Source organism: Promicromonospora sp. MS192 (genome assembly GCF_049532985.1).
Lineage (GTDB): Bacteria > Actinomycetota > Actinomycetes > Actinomycetales > Cellulomonadaceae > Promicromonospora.
Genome location: NZ_CP186693.1, coordinates 2,613,138 through 2,628,886 on the forward strand (window position 1 = coordinate 2,613,138; position 15,749 = coordinate 2,628,886).

13 protein-coding genes are annotated in these 15,749 nt (G+C 72.4%); 7 read left to right on the top strand and 6 right to left on the bottom strand.

The window, feature by feature from the left end:
* The first annotated feature begins 10 nt into the window (after positions 1–10).
* Genes ACO229_RS11815 through ACO229_RS11825 form a run of 3 tightly spaced genes read left to right on the top strand, consistent with a single transcriptional unit; the run spans position 11 to position 2,758 of the window.
* Positions 11–844 (top strand): ribonuclease activity regulator RraA, encoded by an 834-nt coding sequence (locus ACO229_RS11815; RefSeq protein ID WP_397432523.1) that lies wholly within the window; start codon positions 11–13, stop codon positions 842–844.
* The gene (locus ACO229_RS11820; RefSeq protein WP_423465044.1) at positions 814–1,818 is read left to right on the top strand and encodes an aldo/keto reductase; all 1,005 of its coding nucleotides are present in this window, start codon (positions 814–816) and stop codon (positions 1,816–1,818) included. The genes ACO229_RS11815 and ACO229_RS11820 overlap by 31 nt, the downstream gene beginning before the upstream one ends.
* Positions 1,811–2,758, top strand: a complete 948-nt coding sequence (locus tag ACO229_RS11825) for an amidohydrolase family protein (protein WP_423465045.1) — start codon at positions 1,811–1,813, stop codon at positions 2,756–2,758. Before ACO229_RS11820 ends, ACO229_RS11825 begins: the two co-directional genes overlap by 8 nt.
* 22 nt (positions 2,759–2,780) lie before the next feature.
* Here ACO229_RS11825 and ACO229_RS11830 read toward each other — a convergent pair whose 3' ends face one another.
* Positions 2,781–3,446 (bottom strand): GntR family transcriptional regulator, encoded by a 666-nt coding sequence (locus ACO229_RS11830; protein WP_423465046.1) that lies wholly within the window; start codon positions 3,444–3,446, stop codon positions 2,781–2,783.
* Positions 3,443–4,093: an SGNH/GDSL hydrolase family protein gene (locus ACO229_RS11835; RefSeq protein WP_423465047.1), complete on the bottom strand. Its 651-nt coding sequence runs from the start codon at positions 4,091–4,093 to the stop codon at positions 3,443–3,445. The genes ACO229_RS11830 and ACO229_RS11835 overlap by 4 nt, the downstream gene beginning before the upstream one ends.
* Before the next feature lie 165 nt (positions 4,094–4,258).
* Here ACO229_RS11835 and ACO229_RS11840 point away from each other — a divergent pair, with 165 nt between their 5' ends.
* Positions 4,259–8,185 carry an Ig-like domain-containing protein gene (locus ACO229_RS11840; protein ID WP_423465048.1) on the top strand — a complete coding sequence of 1,309 codons (3,927 nt, stop codon included), beginning with the start codon at positions 4,259–4,261 and terminating at the stop codon, positions 8,183–8,185.
* 60 nt (positions 8,186–8,245) lie between these two features.
* Here the strand turns inward: ACO229_RS11840 and ACO229_RS11845 are convergent, their stop codons facing one another.
* Together ACO229_RS11845 and ACO229_RS11850 are read right to left on the bottom strand one after the other, a co-directional pair.
* Positions 8,246–9,091, bottom strand: a complete 846-nt coding sequence (locus tag ACO229_RS11845; RefSeq protein ID WP_423465049.1) for a fumarylacetoacetate hydrolase family protein — start codon at positions 9,089–9,091, stop codon at positions 8,246–8,248.
* Between the two features lie 36 nt (positions 9,092–9,127).
* Positions 9,128–9,934 (bottom strand): SDR family NAD(P)-dependent oxidoreductase, encoded by an 807-nt coding sequence (locus tag ACO229_RS11850; protein ID WP_423465050.1) that lies wholly within the window; start codon positions 9,932–9,934, stop codon positions 9,128–9,130.
* Positions 9,935–10,073: 139 nt separating this feature from the next.
* Here ACO229_RS11850 and ACO229_RS11855 point away from each other — a divergent pair, with 139 nt between their 5' ends.
* The 3 genes from ACO229_RS11855 (at position 10,074) to ACO229_RS11865 (ending at position 13,821) form a co-directional block, all read left to right on the top strand.
* Entirely contained in the window at positions 10,074–11,378 is a 1,305-nt protein-coding gene (locus tag ACO229_RS11855) for an alpha-L-fucosidase (RefSeq protein WP_423465051.1), read from the top strand.
* Between the two features lie 106 nt (positions 11,379–11,484).
* On the top strand, positions 11,485–12,786 hold the full coding sequence (locus tag ACO229_RS11860) for an MFS transporter (protein WP_423465052.1): 1,302 nt from the start codon (positions 11,485–11,487) through the stop codon (positions 12,784–12,786).
* A gap of 57 nt (positions 12,787–12,843) precedes the next feature.
* Positions 12,844–13,821, top strand: coding sequence for an ATP-grasp domain-containing protein (locus ACO229_RS11865; RefSeq protein WP_423465053.1), 978 nt, complete (start codon positions 12,844–12,846; stop codon positions 13,819–13,821).
* Positions 13,822–13,948: 127 nt separating this feature from the next.
* On the opposite strand, the gene ACO229_RS11870 is transcribed toward ACO229_RS11865, so the two are convergent.
* Positions 13,949–15,340: a permease prefix domain 1-containing protein gene (locus ACO229_RS11870; RefSeq protein WP_423465054.1), complete on the bottom strand. Its 1,392-nt coding sequence runs from the start codon at positions 15,338–15,340 to the stop codon at positions 13,949–13,951.
* Positions 15,340–15,702 carry a PadR family transcriptional regulator gene (locus tag ACO229_RS11875; protein WP_423465055.1) on the bottom strand — a complete coding sequence of 121 codons (363 nt, stop codon included), beginning with the start codon at positions 15,700–15,702 and terminating at the stop codon, positions 15,340–15,342. The genes ACO229_RS11870 and ACO229_RS11875 overlap by 1 nt, the downstream gene beginning before the upstream one ends.
* Between the last annotated feature and the right edge of the window lie 47 nt (positions 15,703–15,749).

Consider the following 15,749-nt stretch of genomic DNA (forward strand, 5'->3'; position numbering starts at 1 on the left):
GAGCCTCACCATGACCGAAGCCCTCACGCGTCCCGGCGCGGCCGGCCTGCCGGCGGACGATCCCGCCGCCGGACTCGTCCGCCCGGACGTCACGCTGCCCGTGCGGGGCGGCGCGTTCGAGCGGGCCGACGCCGGCACCGTCGCCCGGCTCGGCGACGTCTCCGCCGCCACCGCCTGCGCCAAGCTGCACGGGCTGGGCATCCGCCGGTCGTTCGTCGAGGGCCCGCGCCCCCTCTCGCCCGGGTACCGGGTGGTCGGCTCGGCCCTCACTCTGCAGTTCATGCCGCAGCGCGAGGACCTGGCCGCGGGCGACGAGCAGGAGTACGTCGAACGGCACACCGCCCTGTGGCACGTCCTGGAGACGGTGCGGCCCGGCGACGTGCTCGTGGTCCAGGCGTTCGGCAGCCGGTTCTCCGGCTGCGTGGGCGACATCCTGGCCCGCTACTTCCAGCGCAAGGGCGGCGCGGGCATGGTCGTCGACGGCCGCATCCGTGACTCGGGCAAGATCCGCGACCTCGGGCTGCCGGTGTGGTCCACGGGCGTCACGCCGCACTACGCCTCCCAGTCGGAGCTCTTCCCCTGGGCCTTCGACGTGCCCGTCGCCGTGGGCGGCGTGCTGTGCATGCCCGGCGACCTCGTGGTCGCCGACGACGACGGCCCCGTCATCGTGCCGCGCGCGATGGCCGACCAGGTGATCGAGTCCGCCCGGGACCACGAGGAGTGGGAGGTGTTCAGCCGGCAGCGGCTCGACGAGGGTGCCCGGCTGAGCGACTACTACCCCCTGACCCCCGACACCCGAGGGGAGTTCGAGGCATGGCGTTCCGCGCAGAGCTCCGGCCGCTGAGCCCCGCCCCGGCGGCGCGACCCGAGGTCGCGGCCGCGTACGGGCTGGGCTGCGCGCCCATCGGCAACCTGTTCACGCCCGTGGCGGCGACCGCCGCCGAGGCGACCGTCGGCCGTGCCCTGGAGCGTGGGGTGCGGTTCTTCGACACCGCACCCCACTACGGCGAGGGCATCAGCGAGCAGCGGCTCGGCGCCGCCCTGGCGGGCGTCGACCGCGACACCGTGGTGATCGCCACCAAGGTGGGGCGCACGATCGTGGACGCCGCGGGCGACCCCGTCCCGGTGGGCGGCACCGGCACGAGCACCGTCGGCGACCTCAGCCGCGACGGCGTGCTGCGGTCGCTGGAGGGCAGCCTCGCCCGCCTGCGCACCGACCGCGTGGACCTGCTCTACCTGCACGACCCCGCCGACGTCGACGCCGCGCTGCGGGGCGCCCTGCCCGCGCTCCTGGAGCTGCGCGACCAGGGCGTGGTACGGGCCGTGGGCGTCGGCATGGGGCGCACCGTGCCGGTCGCCCGCCTGGTGCGGGAGGCCGGGGCCGCCCTCGACGTGGTCATGCCCGCGGGCCGGCTCACCCTGCTGGACCGCACCGCCGAGGACGACCTGCTCCCCGCCGCGCGCGCCCGGGGCGTGGGCGTGATCGGGGCGGGCGTGTACAACTCCGGGGTGCTCGCCGACCCGGTGGGTGCCCCGTACTTCGACTACCGCCCCGCGACCCCCGACCAGGTGGACCGTGCTCTGCGCATGGCGGCGGCCTGCACCGCCGCGGGCGTCGCGCTGCCGACCGCCGCCGTGCGGTACCCGCTGCGCGTCGCGGGCGTGGAGGCCGTGGTCGTGGGGGCGCGAACGCCGGCCGAGGTCGACGCCTTCGCCGACGCCGCCGACGCGGAGATCCCCGAGACTCTCTGGGCCGCGCTCGACCACGTCGCGAGGGCGTCGGCGGCCGCGGGGATCGCACCGGGGCCGCATGACTGAGGTGGTCGGGCCGGGCCGCGCAGACGGGACGGACGGCGCGGGAGGGGCGGACCGTGCGACCGGCGCGGCGGCCGGGGGCGGGATCGTGGACGCGCACGTGCACCTCTGGGACACGAGCGCGATGCGGATCTCCTGGTTCACCCAGGACCTGGGGCTGCCGCACCGGGTCGCCCCGGACGACCTGGCCTCCGCCGTCGCGGCGGCTCCCCGGCCCGTGCGGGCCGCCGTCGCCGTCCAGGCCGCGGACACCGCGCGCGAGGCCCGCTGGCTCACCGCCCAGGCGGCGGCGCACGGACCGCTGCCCGGTCCGGTCGTGCTGCAGTACGACGCCCGGCCCGGCGACCGGTCCGCCTGGGCCGGCATGGCACAGCCGCTGCTCGACGAGGGCGTGCCCGTCGCGGGCATCCGCCTCGCCGTTCCCGGCGGCGCCACGGACCTGTCCGACGTCGCCGGCCTCGATGCCCTGTGCGCGGGGCTGGCCGCGACGGGCCGCGTCCTGGAGACGCTCGTACGCCCCGCACAGCTGCCCGCCGTCGCTGCGCTGGCCGGCCGCCACCCGGCGCTCGACGTCGTCGTCTGCCACCTCGGCCTCGGGGCGGCCGCCCCGGACCGCGCGTGGCACGCGGCGCTCGCGGCGCTCGCCGCACGCCCGCGCGTGCACGGCAAGGTCTCCGGCCTCCACACGAGGGGACCGGACGACGCCGGCCGGGTCGCGGCGATCGGCCGCGCCGCCGTGGACCTGCTGGGCGCCGAGCGCCTGATGTTCGGCAGCGACTGGCCCATGTCCGAGCGGGTGGCGCCCTACGCCGAGGTGCTGGAGCGCACCGCCCGGGCGCTGCCCCGGCTCGACGACGCCGCCGCGGCGGCCCTGTGGTCGGGCACCGCGGCCCGTCTCTACCGCGTCGACGAATCCGCGGCGAGCAGGTGCCAGGTGGGCTGAACCGTGTCCGGCGCGGCGCCGCTCAGGCCTGCTCGTCGTCCAGCAGCGTGCCTGCCGCGTGGGCCTCGAAGAGCGCCGAGGCGGCGTCGGCGTCGCCGCCGTCGAGCACGTCCAGCAGGCTGCGGTGCCAGTCGGCCACCTCGTGCCAGTCACCGGTGAACTCGGGGTCACCGAGCAGGTGCATGGAACGCAGGCTCGGCTCGATGATGTCCCACATGCGCGGCAGGTAGGTGTTGCCGCTCGCCTCGATGACCGCGCGGTGGAACCCGAAGTCGAGCTCGCGGAACGCGGGCAGGTCCTGGGCGTCGACCGTGTCGTGCATGGCGGCGATGACCTGCTCCAGGCTCGACCGGGTCTCCGGCGTGAGGCGCCCGCAGGCGAGCCGGCCCGCGAGCGCCTCCAGCGCCACGCGAGCCTCCTTGGCCTGCTGCGCCTCCTCGTCGGAGTGCTTGGTCACGAAGTTGCCCTGGTGGCGCACGTGCGTGACCAGGCCTTCGTGGGCGAGCCGCTTGAGCGCGTCCCGTACCGGGGCCTGGCTCACCCGCAGCCGGCGGGCGAGCTGGGACTCGACGAGCTGCTCGCCCGGGGCGAGCTGCGACGACTTGATCATCGACTTGACGAGGTCGTAGATCTGGTCGGACAGCAGCCCGCGTTCGAGACCCGGGATACCGCTCAGCGCATCAGTCATCCTCGCAGCCTAGCCCCATTATCGACAATCGTTTGTGCACCGGACCGGTAGGCCGCGAGCCAGGCGTCCGCGATCGCGCGCGACGCCGCGGGTGCCGGGTGCACCCCGTCGGGCGCGAGGGCGGCAGATCCCCCGGCGTGCGCCGCGGCGGCGGCCGTGAGCAGGCCGTGCAGCGGGACGAGCGCGGCACCCCGCTCGGCCGCGAGGCGGGTGACGACCGCACGCTTGCCGGCGAGGTCGTCGAGCCAGCCGTGCTGCTCCTCGCGGACGGGCAGCAGGAACGGTTCCACGAGCACGAGGCGCGGGCTGCCGGGAACCCGGTCCAGGAGCCGGCGGTAGGTGATCTCGAAGGCCTCCGCGCTCGTGGGGTCGGCACTGTCGAAGCGGCGCCACATGTCGTTGACCCCGACGTACAGGGTGAGCACGTCGGGGGCGGTCGGTGCGACGTCCCGCTCCCACCGGGCCTCCAGGTCCACGGCGCGGTCGCCGCCGATGCCGCGGTTGATCACCTGGGCCGCGGGCAGGTCGCGGGCGACGAGGCTGACGTAGCCGTCGCCGAGCGACGTGTCGTCGCCCCGGTCGCGGCCGGCGTCGGTGATCGAGTCCCCGACGAAGACGAGGCGTTCGGCGCTGTCGGTGCTGGTCATATGGCTCTCCTTCGAGGTGTCGGACGGGTCCGACGGTAGCGGTGCACGCCAACTCCGCACCATTGTCAGCGATTATCGATTAATGTAGCATCGCTCCCGCTGCCAGTCGTGGGTCGATGCCGACCCGCAGTCATGACCATCACCGAAGAGGTCGGAGCACTCGCAATGAAGCGACATCTGTCAGCCCTGCTCGCCGCCGCCGTCGCCACGTGCGTCGTCGGCGCGACGGCCACCAGCGCGGCCGCCACGGCGGCCCCGCGGACCGGGGCACAGCACACGTCCGTCACCACGCCCGCGGCGAGCGCCGCGGGCGCCACCCTCGACGCCGGGCCGGCCAACCGGCCCGGGAAGCCGGGCAAGCCCGGCAAGGGCCCGCACGCCCCTGGCGCGCAGGGCACGATCTACCTCGCCCCGGACGGCGACGACGCCGCCGCCGGGACCGAGGCCGCCCCGCTCGCCACGCTGGAGGCCGCCCGCGACGCCATCAGGGCGCTCCGCACGGCCGGCAACCTCCCGGACGACGGCGTGACCGTCTACCTCCGGGAGGGCACGTACGAGCGGTCGGCGTCGTTCACGCTCGGCGCCGAGGACTCGGGAACCGCCGACGCACCGATCACCTACCGCTCCTACCCGGGCGAGACCGCCACGATCTCCGGCGGCACGGAGCTCCCGTACGACGGCTTCTCCCCCGTCACCGACCAGGCCGTGCTGGACCGGGTCATCGAGACGTCGGCGCGCGACGACATCCTCCAGATCGACCTGGGCGAGCTCGGGATCGACGACTACGGCCAGCTCAGCCGGCACGGGTACTGGAAGGCCAACGACGTCAGCACCACCCCGCCCATGGAGCTGTACGTGGACGGCGAGGACATGACGCTCGCCCGCTGGCCCAACGCCGGCGCGGTGCAGGACACCGTGCAGATGAACAAGATCATCGACCCGGGCCCCACCAAGGACGACGCCGACCTGCAGGACCGCGGCGGCACGTTCAGCTACTCCTACGACCGGCCGCAGCACTGGGGCCAGGCCGACGACATCTGGCTGGACGGCATCTTCGGCCAGAGCTGGGAGTGGTCGTACAACAAGATCGAGTCGATCGACACCGACGCGCGCACCATCACGCTGCGCTACGGCGAGATGTCGGGCCTGATGAAGACCTGGTACCCCGACTTCCACTTCGCGCAGAACCTGCTGGAGGAGCTCGACGCCCCCGGCGAGTACTTCATCGACCGGGCCACGGGCGTGCTGTACCTGGTGCCCAACGCGTCGTTCCTGGCGGAGCGGGGCGCGCCCGTGGTCACCACGCTCGACGAGCCGATGATCCGCACGGACGGCACCTCGTACGTCACGTTCGACGACCTGGTGCTCGACTACGGGCGGGCCAACGCAGCCGTCATCCTCGGCGGCAGCCACGTGACGATCTCGAACAGCGACATCCAGAACTTCACCGACGGCGGCGTGCTGTTCAACTCCCCCGGCCGGTACACCTACGACGGCATCCCCGTGAACCGGGGCGGCACCGACCACGCGGTGGTGTCCAGCGACATCCGCCACGTGGGCGGCGTCGGCGTGGTGCTGCAGGGCGGGAACAAGACCACCCTGGCGCCCGGCAACAACCGGGTCGAGGACTCCCACATCCACGACTTCGCCTACTACCACAAGGCCTACAACCCGGGCGTCATGTTCGACGGCGTGGGCAACGTGGCGCGCGGGAACGAGATCAACGACGCCCCGCACCCCGGCATCATCGTGCACGGCAACGACCACCTGTTCGAGCAGAACGAGGTCTACGACGTCTGCAAGACGTTCCAGGACCTCGGCGCGATCTACATGAACTCGGGCGAGACGCCGCAGCAGCGCGGCCACGTGTTCCGGCAGAACTACTTCCACGACGTGGGCCTCACGAAGCACGGCGTGGAGGGCATCTACGCGGACAACTTCACGTGGGACCTGAACATCGAGCAGAACGTGTTCGTGAACATGGGCAACGACGCGATCAAGTCCGGCTCGGCCGACTACATCGACGCCGTGAACAACGTGTTCGTGGACACCACCGTGCCGTACGACAACTACACGCAGTGGATGGGCGACGGCGAGGGCAACACCGTCGACCGCGTGTACATGCCCAAGTGGGAGAAGGTGTTCGCCGACAACAACGACTTCGTCGGCACGCCGTACCTGACCAGGTACCCCGAGCTGGGGCACTTCTTCGAGGACAACCACTACTACCCGAACAAGAGCTCGTTCGGCCGGAACGTGATCTGGAACCCGAACCGCACGCGCAACCCCGACGTCAACGCCGAGGGCGCGCTCGACACCAACAACCTGCTCAACTACGGCGACAACTGGGTGACCGACACCGACCCCGGGTTCGTGGACGCGGCGGGCGGTGACTACTCCTTCCGGCCCGACGCCGCCGTGTTCGACCAGATCCCCGGCTTCGAGGCGATCCCGTTCGACGAGATCGGCACCGACGGGCACGTGGGCCACTCCCAGACGCCGGACGAGGTGGCGCTGGAGTCGCTGGCACTGCCCGCCAATCAGCTCACGGTCACCCTGGGCGACGAGCTCTCGGTGGCGGCGCAGGCCGTGCCGTGGAACGCGACCAACCAGGCCGTCACCTACACCTCCAGCGACCCGGAGGTCGCGACGGTGAGCGCCACCGGCGTGCTCACCGCGATCGGGCCGGGCGAGCTGGTCGTGACCGTCGAGTCGACGGCCGACCCGGGCATCCGCGACGAGATGACGGTCACCGTGGCGGCCGGCGACGGCGTGCTGCACTCGACCGACTTCGAGTCGGGTGCCAACGGCTGGCCCACGGACGCCAACCGTGCCATCGTCGACGACGGCACGGGCGACCACGTCCTGCGCATCAAGAACGGCGCCAACACCCAGCTCGACCGGCAGTTCTCGCAGTACGCGCTGGACTTCACCGTCACGACGCCGGCCGAGGTGCCCGAGGGCGGGCAGATGCTCGTCTACGACCGCACCGGTGCGACGCCGGGCGGGTACGTCCGGTACCGGCACGCGGCGGCCGGGTCCACGTGGACGATCTTCGACGCGGCGTGGGGCACGGTGAAGCAGGTGACCCTGCCCGCGGGCGAGGGGCTGGCGCCGGGCACCCAGTACGACGTGCGCGTGGTCGTCACGGCGGACGGCGTCCGGGTGCTGCTCGACGGCGAGGAGGTCGTGTCGGGGGCCAACCCGGCGCCGTCCGCGGCCGGCAAGGTGGGCTTCTACGTCCAGGGCTTCACGGCGCTGGACTTCGACGACGTCACGTTCTCGCTGGTCGGGGTGGACCCCACGAGCGTGACGCTCGCGCCGTCGGCCGCCACGATCGAGCCGGGCGAGACGTGGGAGCCGGGCGTCACGTTCACCCCGGCGGACGCGACCCGCACCGGCCTGGAGTGGGCCTCCAGCGACGCCGCGGTCGCCACCGTCGACGCCGGCGGGACCGTCCGCGGCGTCGCGGCCGGAACCGCCACCATCACGGCCACCTCGACGGCGGTGCCCGGGCTGTCGGCGTCGTCCACGGTGACGGTGCAGGCGGCCGACCACCCGGTGACCGACCTGGGGGCCGAGATCCTCGACGCGGCGGCGTGGGCGCCGTCCGGCGGGGTGACCGTCGCGGACGGCGCGGCGCACCTGGCACCCCGCAGCGCCTCCGGGTTCGCCCCGACGACGTTCGGCGACGAGCTGCTGCGCTTCGACTCGTCGTTCGGCGACTTCAACGGCGGCTGGTTCGGGTTCTCGGTCCGCTCGAAGGCCGCGGGCCTCCCGGTGTGGACCAACAGCAACTCGGGCTACCTCGTGGTCATCAAGGAGGACGTCATCGAGATGCAGCGCTGGAAGCCGGACGTCTTCATGATCGACGTGTTCCCGAACACCGTGATCGACCCGAACTCGACGCACGAGATCACGTTCGGCACCGTGGCCGTCGAGGGCGGCACCCGCGTGGTGCTGCGCGTGGACGGCGAGCCGGTGTGGAGCTACCTCGACGACACCCCGGACAACCCGCTGGCGGCGCCGGGCTACTTCACGGTCTACCGCCAGGGCCCGGCGGGCGAGATGAGCATCTCCCCGGCGAGCTGATCCCCACGTGTCAGACGCCCAGGTCACTCCGGTGACCTGGGCGTCTGACACGTCGTCGTACTAGGAGGTGAAGGTGTGGGTCTGCCGGCCCAGGTTCTCGATCTCCACGGTGACCTCGTCGCCGTCGGTCAGGTACGGGAAGCGGCCCGACAGGGCGACGCCCTCGGGCGTGCCCGTGCAGATCAGGTCGCCCGGCTCCAGGGCCATGTACTGCGACAGGTGGTGGACGATCGCGGCGACGTCGAAGATCATGTCTGCCGTCGACGAGTCCTGCCGCGGCTCCCCGTTGACGAAGGAGCGCAACCGCAGGCCGCCCGGGTCCACCTCGTCGGCGGGCACCAGCGCCGGGCCCGTCGGCAGGAAGCCGGGCCCGCACTTGCCCTTGGACCACTGGCCGAGCGAGTCGTCGAGCTGCCACGCGCGCTCGCTGACGTCGTCCACCACGGTGTACCCGGCGATGTGCTCGAGCGCCGCCTCGGGCGACGGCAGGTAGCTCGCGCGCCGGCCGATCACGACCGCCAGCTCCACCTCCCAGTCCACCTTCTCGGCACCGGGAGGCAGCGGCACGGCGTCGTCCGGTCCGGCCACCGTGTTGGGGTGCTTGAAGAAGATGATCGGCAGACGCGGCGGCTCGGCGCCGGACTCGCGTGCGTGCGCGGCGTAGTTCTGCCCGATGCAGACGACGGCGGCCGGGCGCGCGATCGGCGCCCCGCGGCGGAGCTCGCCGGCGCCGTCGAGCACGGGCAGCTCCCCCGCTGCCAGGGCGGCCCGGGCGCGGGCCACGCCGTCGGCGGCGAGGAACGCGCCGTCGACGTCGGCGGTCAGGGGGCGCAGGTCGTAGGTGGCGCCGTCGGAGGTGACGGCGGGGATCTCCTGGCGGAGGGGGCCCAGGCGGAGCAGGTGCATCGTGTCCTCGTTCTCGGTACGGGTGGGCAGGTGGGGTCAGGACTGCTCGGGCGGGCGCACGCGCAGCTCGTGCATGCCGCCGTCGACCGCGAGCGCCGTGCCCGTGGTGGCGGTGGCGAGCGGGCTGGCGAGGTAGCAGACGGCGTGCGCGACGGCCTCGGGGCTGACCAGCCGGCCCGTGGGCTGGCGGGCCTCCAGGGCGGCGCGCTCGGCGGCCGGGTCGGCGGCGGCGTCGAGCAGCCGGCCCACCCAGGGCGTGTCGACGGTACCGGGGTTGACGCAGGTCACGCGGATACCCTCGCGCACGTGGTCGGCGGCCATCGCGAGCGTGAGCGCCTGGACGGCGCCCTTGCTGGCGGAGTACAGGGCGCGCTGCGGCAGGCCCGTCCACGAGGCGATCGACGCCGTGTTGACCACCGCGGCGTGCGCGGACTCGCGCAGGTACGGCAGGGCGGCGCGGGTGACGCGCACGATGCCGAGCACGTTGACGTCCAGCACGCGGAGCCACTCGGCGTCGTCGTTGTCGGCGACGGTGCCCTGGGCGCCGATGCCGGCGTTGTTGACCACGACGTCGATGCCGCCCAGACGCTGGGCGGCGGCCTCGACCGCGCGGCGGACGGCAGCGTCGTCGGTCACGTCGGCGACCTCGCCGGACGCGCCCGCGGGCACGCCGTCGGACGAGCGGTCGATCGCGACGACCTGGGCGCCGCGTGCCAGCAGAGCGGTCACGACGGAGGCGCCGATGCCGGACGCCCCTCCCGTGACGATGGCGCGGACGCCGTCGAACTCAAGGGGTGTGGTCACGGGAACTCCTTCAGGAAAACGGCTACGTTGACGATTCATCCAATCTATAGCACCGATCTGGGTCGGATCGTAGGGTTCGATCACCTTCTGGACCCGATAGGCTCGACCCACCCGGAGCGATACGTCATACCTCTGCCCTGGCTCCGGGGACACGCGCTCGACGAGGAGTGATCCGCACATGTCCCAGCCGCTGCCCCACCCGGACCGGACCTGGTTCACGGAGGCCAGGTTCGGCCTGTTCGTGCACTTCGGGCTCTACTCCACCGCCGCCCGGCACGAATGGGTGATGAGCAACGAACGCCGGACCACCGAGGAGTACGAGCGGTACGCGGAGGTGTTCGACCCCGACCTGTTCGACGCCCGCGCGATCGCGCGGGCCGCCAAGGACGCCGGCATGCGGTACGTGGTGCTGACCACCAAGCACCACGACGGCTTCGCCCTGTGGGACTCCGCCGTCAGCGACTACTCCGTCGCGCGCACGCGCGGGCGCGACCTGGTCGCGGAGCTGGCCGAGGCGGTCCGGGCCGAGGGGCTGCGCCTGGGCCTGTACCACTCGCTCATCGACTGGCACCACCCGGACTTCACGGTCGACTACCTGCACCCGCGCCGGGACGACCCGGACGCCCACTCCCTCAACGCGGGGCGCGACATGGCGCGCTACCGCACCTACCTGCACGCCCAGGTGCGCGAGCTGCTCAGCGGGTACGGCGCCGTCGACTACGTGTTCTTCGACTACACCTACGCGCACGACCGGGACGGCTGGCGCGGCAAGCACCCCGAGGACTGGGACGCGGAGGGGCTGCTCGCCCTGGTCCGCGAGCTGCAGCCGCAGGCCGTGGTCAACGACCGCCTCGGCATCCCGGGCGACCTGGTCACCCCGGAGCAGTACCAGCCGGACGGGCCCATGCGGGACGACGACGGCGCGCTGCTGACGTGGGAGGCGTGCCAGACGCTGAACGGCAGCTGGGGCTACGACCGGGACAACACCCGGTTCAAGGACCCGGACCTGCTGGTGCGCATGCTGGTGGACACCGTGGCCAAGGGCGGCAACCTGCTGCTGAACATCGGCCCGGACGGGCGCGGGGCCATCCCGGCGCGCGACACCACCACGCTCGCGGCGCTCGGCGCGTGGACCCGGCTGCACGGGCGGGCGGTGCACGGGGCGGGGCCCGCCGACCCCGCCCTGGTCGAGGCACTGGCGCCGGGCCTGCCGCCCGGCGTGGTGCTCACGCAGCGCGCCGACCGGCTGTACCTGCATCTGTTCGCGTGGCCGTTCGCGCACGTGCACCTGCGCGGGCTCGCCGACCGGGTGCGGTACGTGCAGCTCCTGCACGACGGTTCGGAGCTGCGGGCCACCCGCACCGACCCCGGCCAGAAGGCGTGGAACACGACGCCCGGCGGGCAGCCGCCGGGCACCCTGACGCTGCACCTGCCGACGGCGCGGCCCGACGTCGCCGTACCGGTGGTCGAGCTGTTCCTCTGAGCCGGTCGCCGGCCGGTCCGATGAGTTCCGGCCGGCGCCGTCGTCGAACGGGCATGGACACGAAAAAAGCCCTGCGCCCCGCCGGACCGTCAGGGAGGATCGGAGCATGAGCGCCACGGACATGCCCCACTGGAAGCGGAACGTCGGGCTGTTCCTCACCGGTCAGACCATCTCGTTGCTCGGTTCGATGCTGGTCCAGTTCGCCGTCATGTGGCACCTGACCATCGAGACCCGGTCGGGTTCGGTGCTCATGCTGAGCATCGTGTTCGGCATGCTGCCGCAGGCGTTCATGTCGATCTTCGGCGGCGTCTGGGCCGACCGGCACTCCCGCAAGCTCCTGATCATCGGCGCGGACACCACCATCGCCGTGGTCACGCTGGGCCTGGCCCTGCTCATGCTCAGCGGCGTGAACGACCTGTGGGTCATCTACGTGGCGCTGGCCGTGCGCTCGGTGTTCGCGGGCATCCAGACGCCCGCGGTGAGCGCGATGATCCCCCAGATCGTGCCGGCCGACCAGCTCATGCGGGTCAACGGGATGTTCCAGTCGATCCAGTCGGGCATGATGCTGCTCGCCCCGGCCCTGGCCGCCGCGATCTACGCGTCCTTCGACATCGTCGCGGTGTTCTTCGTGGACGCGGCCACCGCGCTCATCGGCGTCGGGCTGCTCGCCCTGGTCACCGTGCCGCGCCTGGTCCGGGCCGACGGCGCGGACGGACCGGTCAGCTACTTCGGCGACCTCGCGGCCGGCGTCCGCTACATCGGCGCGAACGCCCCCGTGAAGTGGCTGGTCGCGCTGTTCGCGCTGGTCATGTTCCTGGTCGGTGCGCCGAGCTACCTCACGCCGCTGATGGTCACCCGCACGTTCGGCGACGAGGTGTGGAAGCTGACCGCCAACGAGCTGTTCTGGGGCGGCGGCATGCTGCTGGGCGGCATCATCATGGCGACCGTCGGACCCCGGATCACCCGCCGGGTGCGGCTGATGGTCGGCTCGGTGATCCTCACGGGCGTGCTGGTGGCCGGCCTGGGCCTGTCCACCAACATGTGGGTGTTCTTCGCGCTCGGCCTGCTGATCGGCATCATGTTCGCCGCGCTGAACACACCGGCGTTCACGATCATCCAGGAGCGCGTGGAGCCGGAGATGCAGGGGCGGGTGTTCGGCTTCGTGGGGATCGTGATCACGGTCGCCATGCCGCTCTCGATGGTCGTGTTCGGTCCGCTGGCCGACCAGTTCTCCGTGGAGTCGCTGCTCGTCCTGGCCGGCGTGCTGCTGGTCGTGGTGCTGGGCGCGATCCTCGTGGTGCCGGCGGCGCGCCGGTCGCTCGCCGAGATCGACCGGGCGCCCGAGCCCGCCGGGGACGAGGGCCGGGCAGCGGCCGCTGTGCCCCAGGACACAGCGGACCTGCACTGATGCCGTGACAGGATGGACGGGTCCTCTGACCGTCACCCGACCGTGCGGAAGGTTCCTGTGAGCGCTCCGAAGATCTATGCCCTGCACGAGAACCCCGAGTGGTTCCCGCCGTTCGCCGAGGCCTTCGCGGCCGAGGGTGTCGAGTACGAGGAGTGGGTGCTGACCGACGGTGTCCTGGACCTGGACGAGGCGCCGCCGGAGGGCGTCTTCTGGTCGCGCATCTCCGCCAGCAGCCACACGCGCGATCACGGCCTGACCAAGGACTACTCGCGTGCCGTGCTGTCCTGGCTGGAGGCGTACGGCCGCCGCACGGTCAACGGCCGCCGGGTGCTGGAGCTCGAGATGAGCAAGGTGGACCAGCTCACGGCGCTGCGGGCCGCGGGGATCGACACGCCGCGCACGGTGGCCGCCGTCGGACGGGACCAGGTGCTCAAGGCCGCACAGGGCTTCCCCACCCCGTTCGTCACCAAGCACAACCAGGGCGGCAAGGGCCTGGGCGTGCGCAAGTTCGACTCGTTCGAGGACCTCGCCGAGCACCTCGCGTCCGACGACTACGAGGAGCCCGTGGACGGCATCACGCTGATCCAGGAGTACGTGGTGGCGGCGGACGGCGGCATCACCCGGGTGGAGCTCGTCGGCGGTGAGCTGGTCTACGCCGTCCGCGGCGACACCGAGCGCGGCGGGTTCCAGCTCTGCCCGGCCGACGCGTGCGCCGTCGACCCGGTCACGGGCCGGCCCATCCCGCCGGTCGGCGCCACCGTCTCGATGGCGCCCGACGACGAGTGGGGCCTGTTCTCCGAGCGCGAGGGCTACGACGACCCGGTCGTGGAGCGGTACCTCGCCTTCATGGAGCGGCACGGCATCGAGGTGGCCGGCATCGAGAACATCCGCACGGCCGACGGCCGGGTGCTGACGTACGACGTGAACACCAACACGAACTACAACAGCGACGTCGAGCGGGGCACGGCGAAGTCGGGCCCGCGCGAGATCGTCCGCCACCTGGCCCGGGTGCTCAAGGAGACGCACCCGGCCTGACGGCGCGGGCGCGACCGACGGTGCGCTTCCACCCAGTCGTTGCGCCCCGAAAGCAGTGTGTTCTCGGGCGCAACGACTGGGTAGAAGCGCACTTCGGCGGAGCGGCAGGACGGGCGAGGTCGGTGGGTCAGGCGAAGGCGAAGAGCGGGCCGAAGGCGACCACCACGATCGCCGCCCAGATCCCGTAGACCGGGAGGTATCCCGTCTGCCAGCGCTCGATCGCGCCGAACGTGCGGTGGCCGCGCACGAACCCGAGGGCGAGCCAGGCCGCCCAGCCCAGGTGCACCAGCAGCACGAGGTTGAGCCCCAGCGCCGCGACCTTGTTGGCGGTGAACCCGAACTCGGCGATGCGGGTGAGCATGGCGGTCAGCGCCACGGCGTCCACCGCGAGCGCCGCGCCGACCAGCACGAGCTGCAGCCAGTCGAAGATCCCGGGCGGCGCCAGCGGGTCGCGCGCCGAGATCGAGTACAGCAGCAGGAACAGGACCAGCACGAGGATCGCGTCCATCAGGATGAGCAGCTCGCGGTCCACCGCCGTGAGCGGTCCGTTGACGAGCAGCGCGACGAACAGTGCGACCAGCATGACGATCGTCAGCGGCGTGAAGACCCGGGTGAGCACCGGCGCGATGTTCTCGACGACGTTCTTCTTCGCCTCGACGAGCCACGCCCCCACCAGCAGGGCGCCCGGTACGGCGAACGGCAGGAGCCAGTCGGCGAGGAACGGTTCGAAGTCCACGCCGACCAGGCTCAGGGTGCCGAACGTGAGCCCGATGAGCAGGCCCCCGCCGAGCTGGATGAGCGCGAGGTAGATGATCAGCTCGCCCGTGAACCGCACGTAGTCCATGCGCCGGGCGCCCGAGCGCCAGGCACCGCCGGCGTACAGCGCGCCCATGAGCAGCCAGAGCACCACGGGGGTGTGGCTGATCGCGAGGAAGAGCGTCATGCCGGGCTCGTCGTGAGGGCCCTGCTCGAACGGGTAGAGGTTGACCACCAGGGCGAGCGCGGCGGTCGCGGCGAGCAGGGTGGCGCTCACGCGCCACGGCACGCGCCGCTTCCACACGAAGTAGCCCGCGAGGAACGGCAGGACGGCGAAGACCGCGTTGCGGACCAGCACCAGGTCGTCGCCCGCGGCGGCGTCGAGCAGGATCTTGACCCAGATGCCCGAGGCGACCGCGAGCGCCAGGACCACGCCGAGCTCACGCCAGCGGCTCGTGTCGCCGGGCTCCTCGGGGACCAGGACGAGCTGCTTCCAGAGCCGGTCGGAGTGCTCGCGGGCGAACTCACGCGACACGTCGTCGAGGTTGCCCATGCGCTTGACGGCGACGAGGAACGCCTCGTCGTCGTCGAGCCCGCCGGCGGTGAGGTCGGCGACCTGGCCGCGCAGGTGGTCCTCCATCTCGTCGACGTCGGACGCCGAGATGGCGCGCCGTCGCCGGACGTAGCCGCGCCACTGGTCGATCTGGTCCTCCAGGGCGGCGTGTCCCGCGCGTTCGGGGGCGGCCGGGTTCTGCTCGCTCATCAGGCCCATCCCTCCGCGACGGCGGGACCGGGCTGGGCGTCCTGCCAGACCTGCTTGAGCGCGTCGGAGACGACGGCCCACTGCTGCCGCCGCTCCGCGAGCGCCTCGCGCCCCGACGGGGTGATCGCGTAGTGCTTGCGCCGCCGCCCGACGTCGGAGGTGCCCCACGTCGCCTTGACGTACTCCAGGCGCTCGAGCCGGTGGAGCAGGGGGTAGAGCATGCCGTCGGTCCACTCCATGCGGCCGCCGGAGAGCTCGTTGACGCGTTTGAGGATCGCGTAGCCGTACGACTCGCCGTCGGCCAGGATGCCGAGGACGAGCGGCGTGGCCGACGCCGCGACCAGGTCCTTGTCGATGTGCACCTGCACTCCTATGCCTAGTGCTGCTAGGGATGCTTACCCTAGCAGCA

What these genes read in the sequence shown, in the direction of transcription:
- ACO229_RS11815 (WP_397432523.1), top strand. Translation starts at nt 11, where the DNA reads ATGACCGAAGCCCTCACGCGTCCCGGCGCGGCCGGCCTGCCGGCGGAC.
- ACO229_RS11820 (WP_423465044.1), top strand. Translation starts at nt 814, where the DNA reads ATGGCGTTCCGCGCAGAGCTCCGGCCGCTGAGCCCCGCCCCGGCGGCG.
- ACO229_RS11825 (WP_423465045.1), top strand. Translation starts at nt 1,811, where the DNA reads ATGACTGAGGTGGTCGGGCCGGGCCGCGCAGACGGGACGGACGGCGCG.
- ACO229_RS11830 (WP_423465046.1), bottom strand. Translation starts at nt 3,446, where the DNA reads ATGACTGATGCGCTGAGCGGTATCCCGGGTCTCGAACGCGGGCTGCTG.
- ACO229_RS11835 (WP_423465047.1), bottom strand. Translation starts at nt 4,093, where the DNA reads ATGACCAGCACCGACAGCGCCGAACGCCTCGTCTTCGTCGGGGACTCG.
- ACO229_RS11840 (WP_423465048.1), top strand. Translation starts at nt 4,259, where the DNA reads ATGAAGCGACATCTGTCAGCCCTGCTCGCCGCCGCCGTCGCCACGTGC.
- ACO229_RS11845 (WP_423465049.1), bottom strand. Translation starts at nt 9,091, where the DNA reads ATGCACCTGCTCCGCCTGGGCCCCCTCCGCCAGGAGATCCCCGCCGTC.
- ACO229_RS11850 (WP_423465050.1), bottom strand. Translation starts at nt 9,934, where the DNA reads ATGAATCGTCAACGTAGCCGTTTTCCTGAAGGAGTTCCCGTGACCACA.
- ACO229_RS11855 (WP_423465051.1), top strand. Translation starts at nt 10,074, where the DNA reads ATGTCCCAGCCGCTGCCCCACCCGGACCGGACCTGGTTCACGGAGGCC.
- ACO229_RS11860 (WP_423465052.1), top strand. Translation starts at nt 11,485, where the DNA reads ATGAGCGCCACGGACATGCCCCACTGGAAGCGGAACGTCGGGCTGTTC.
- ACO229_RS11870 (WP_423465054.1), bottom strand. Translation starts at nt 15,340, where the DNA reads ATGAGCGAGCAGAACCCGGCCGCCCCCGAACGCGCGGGACACGCCGCC.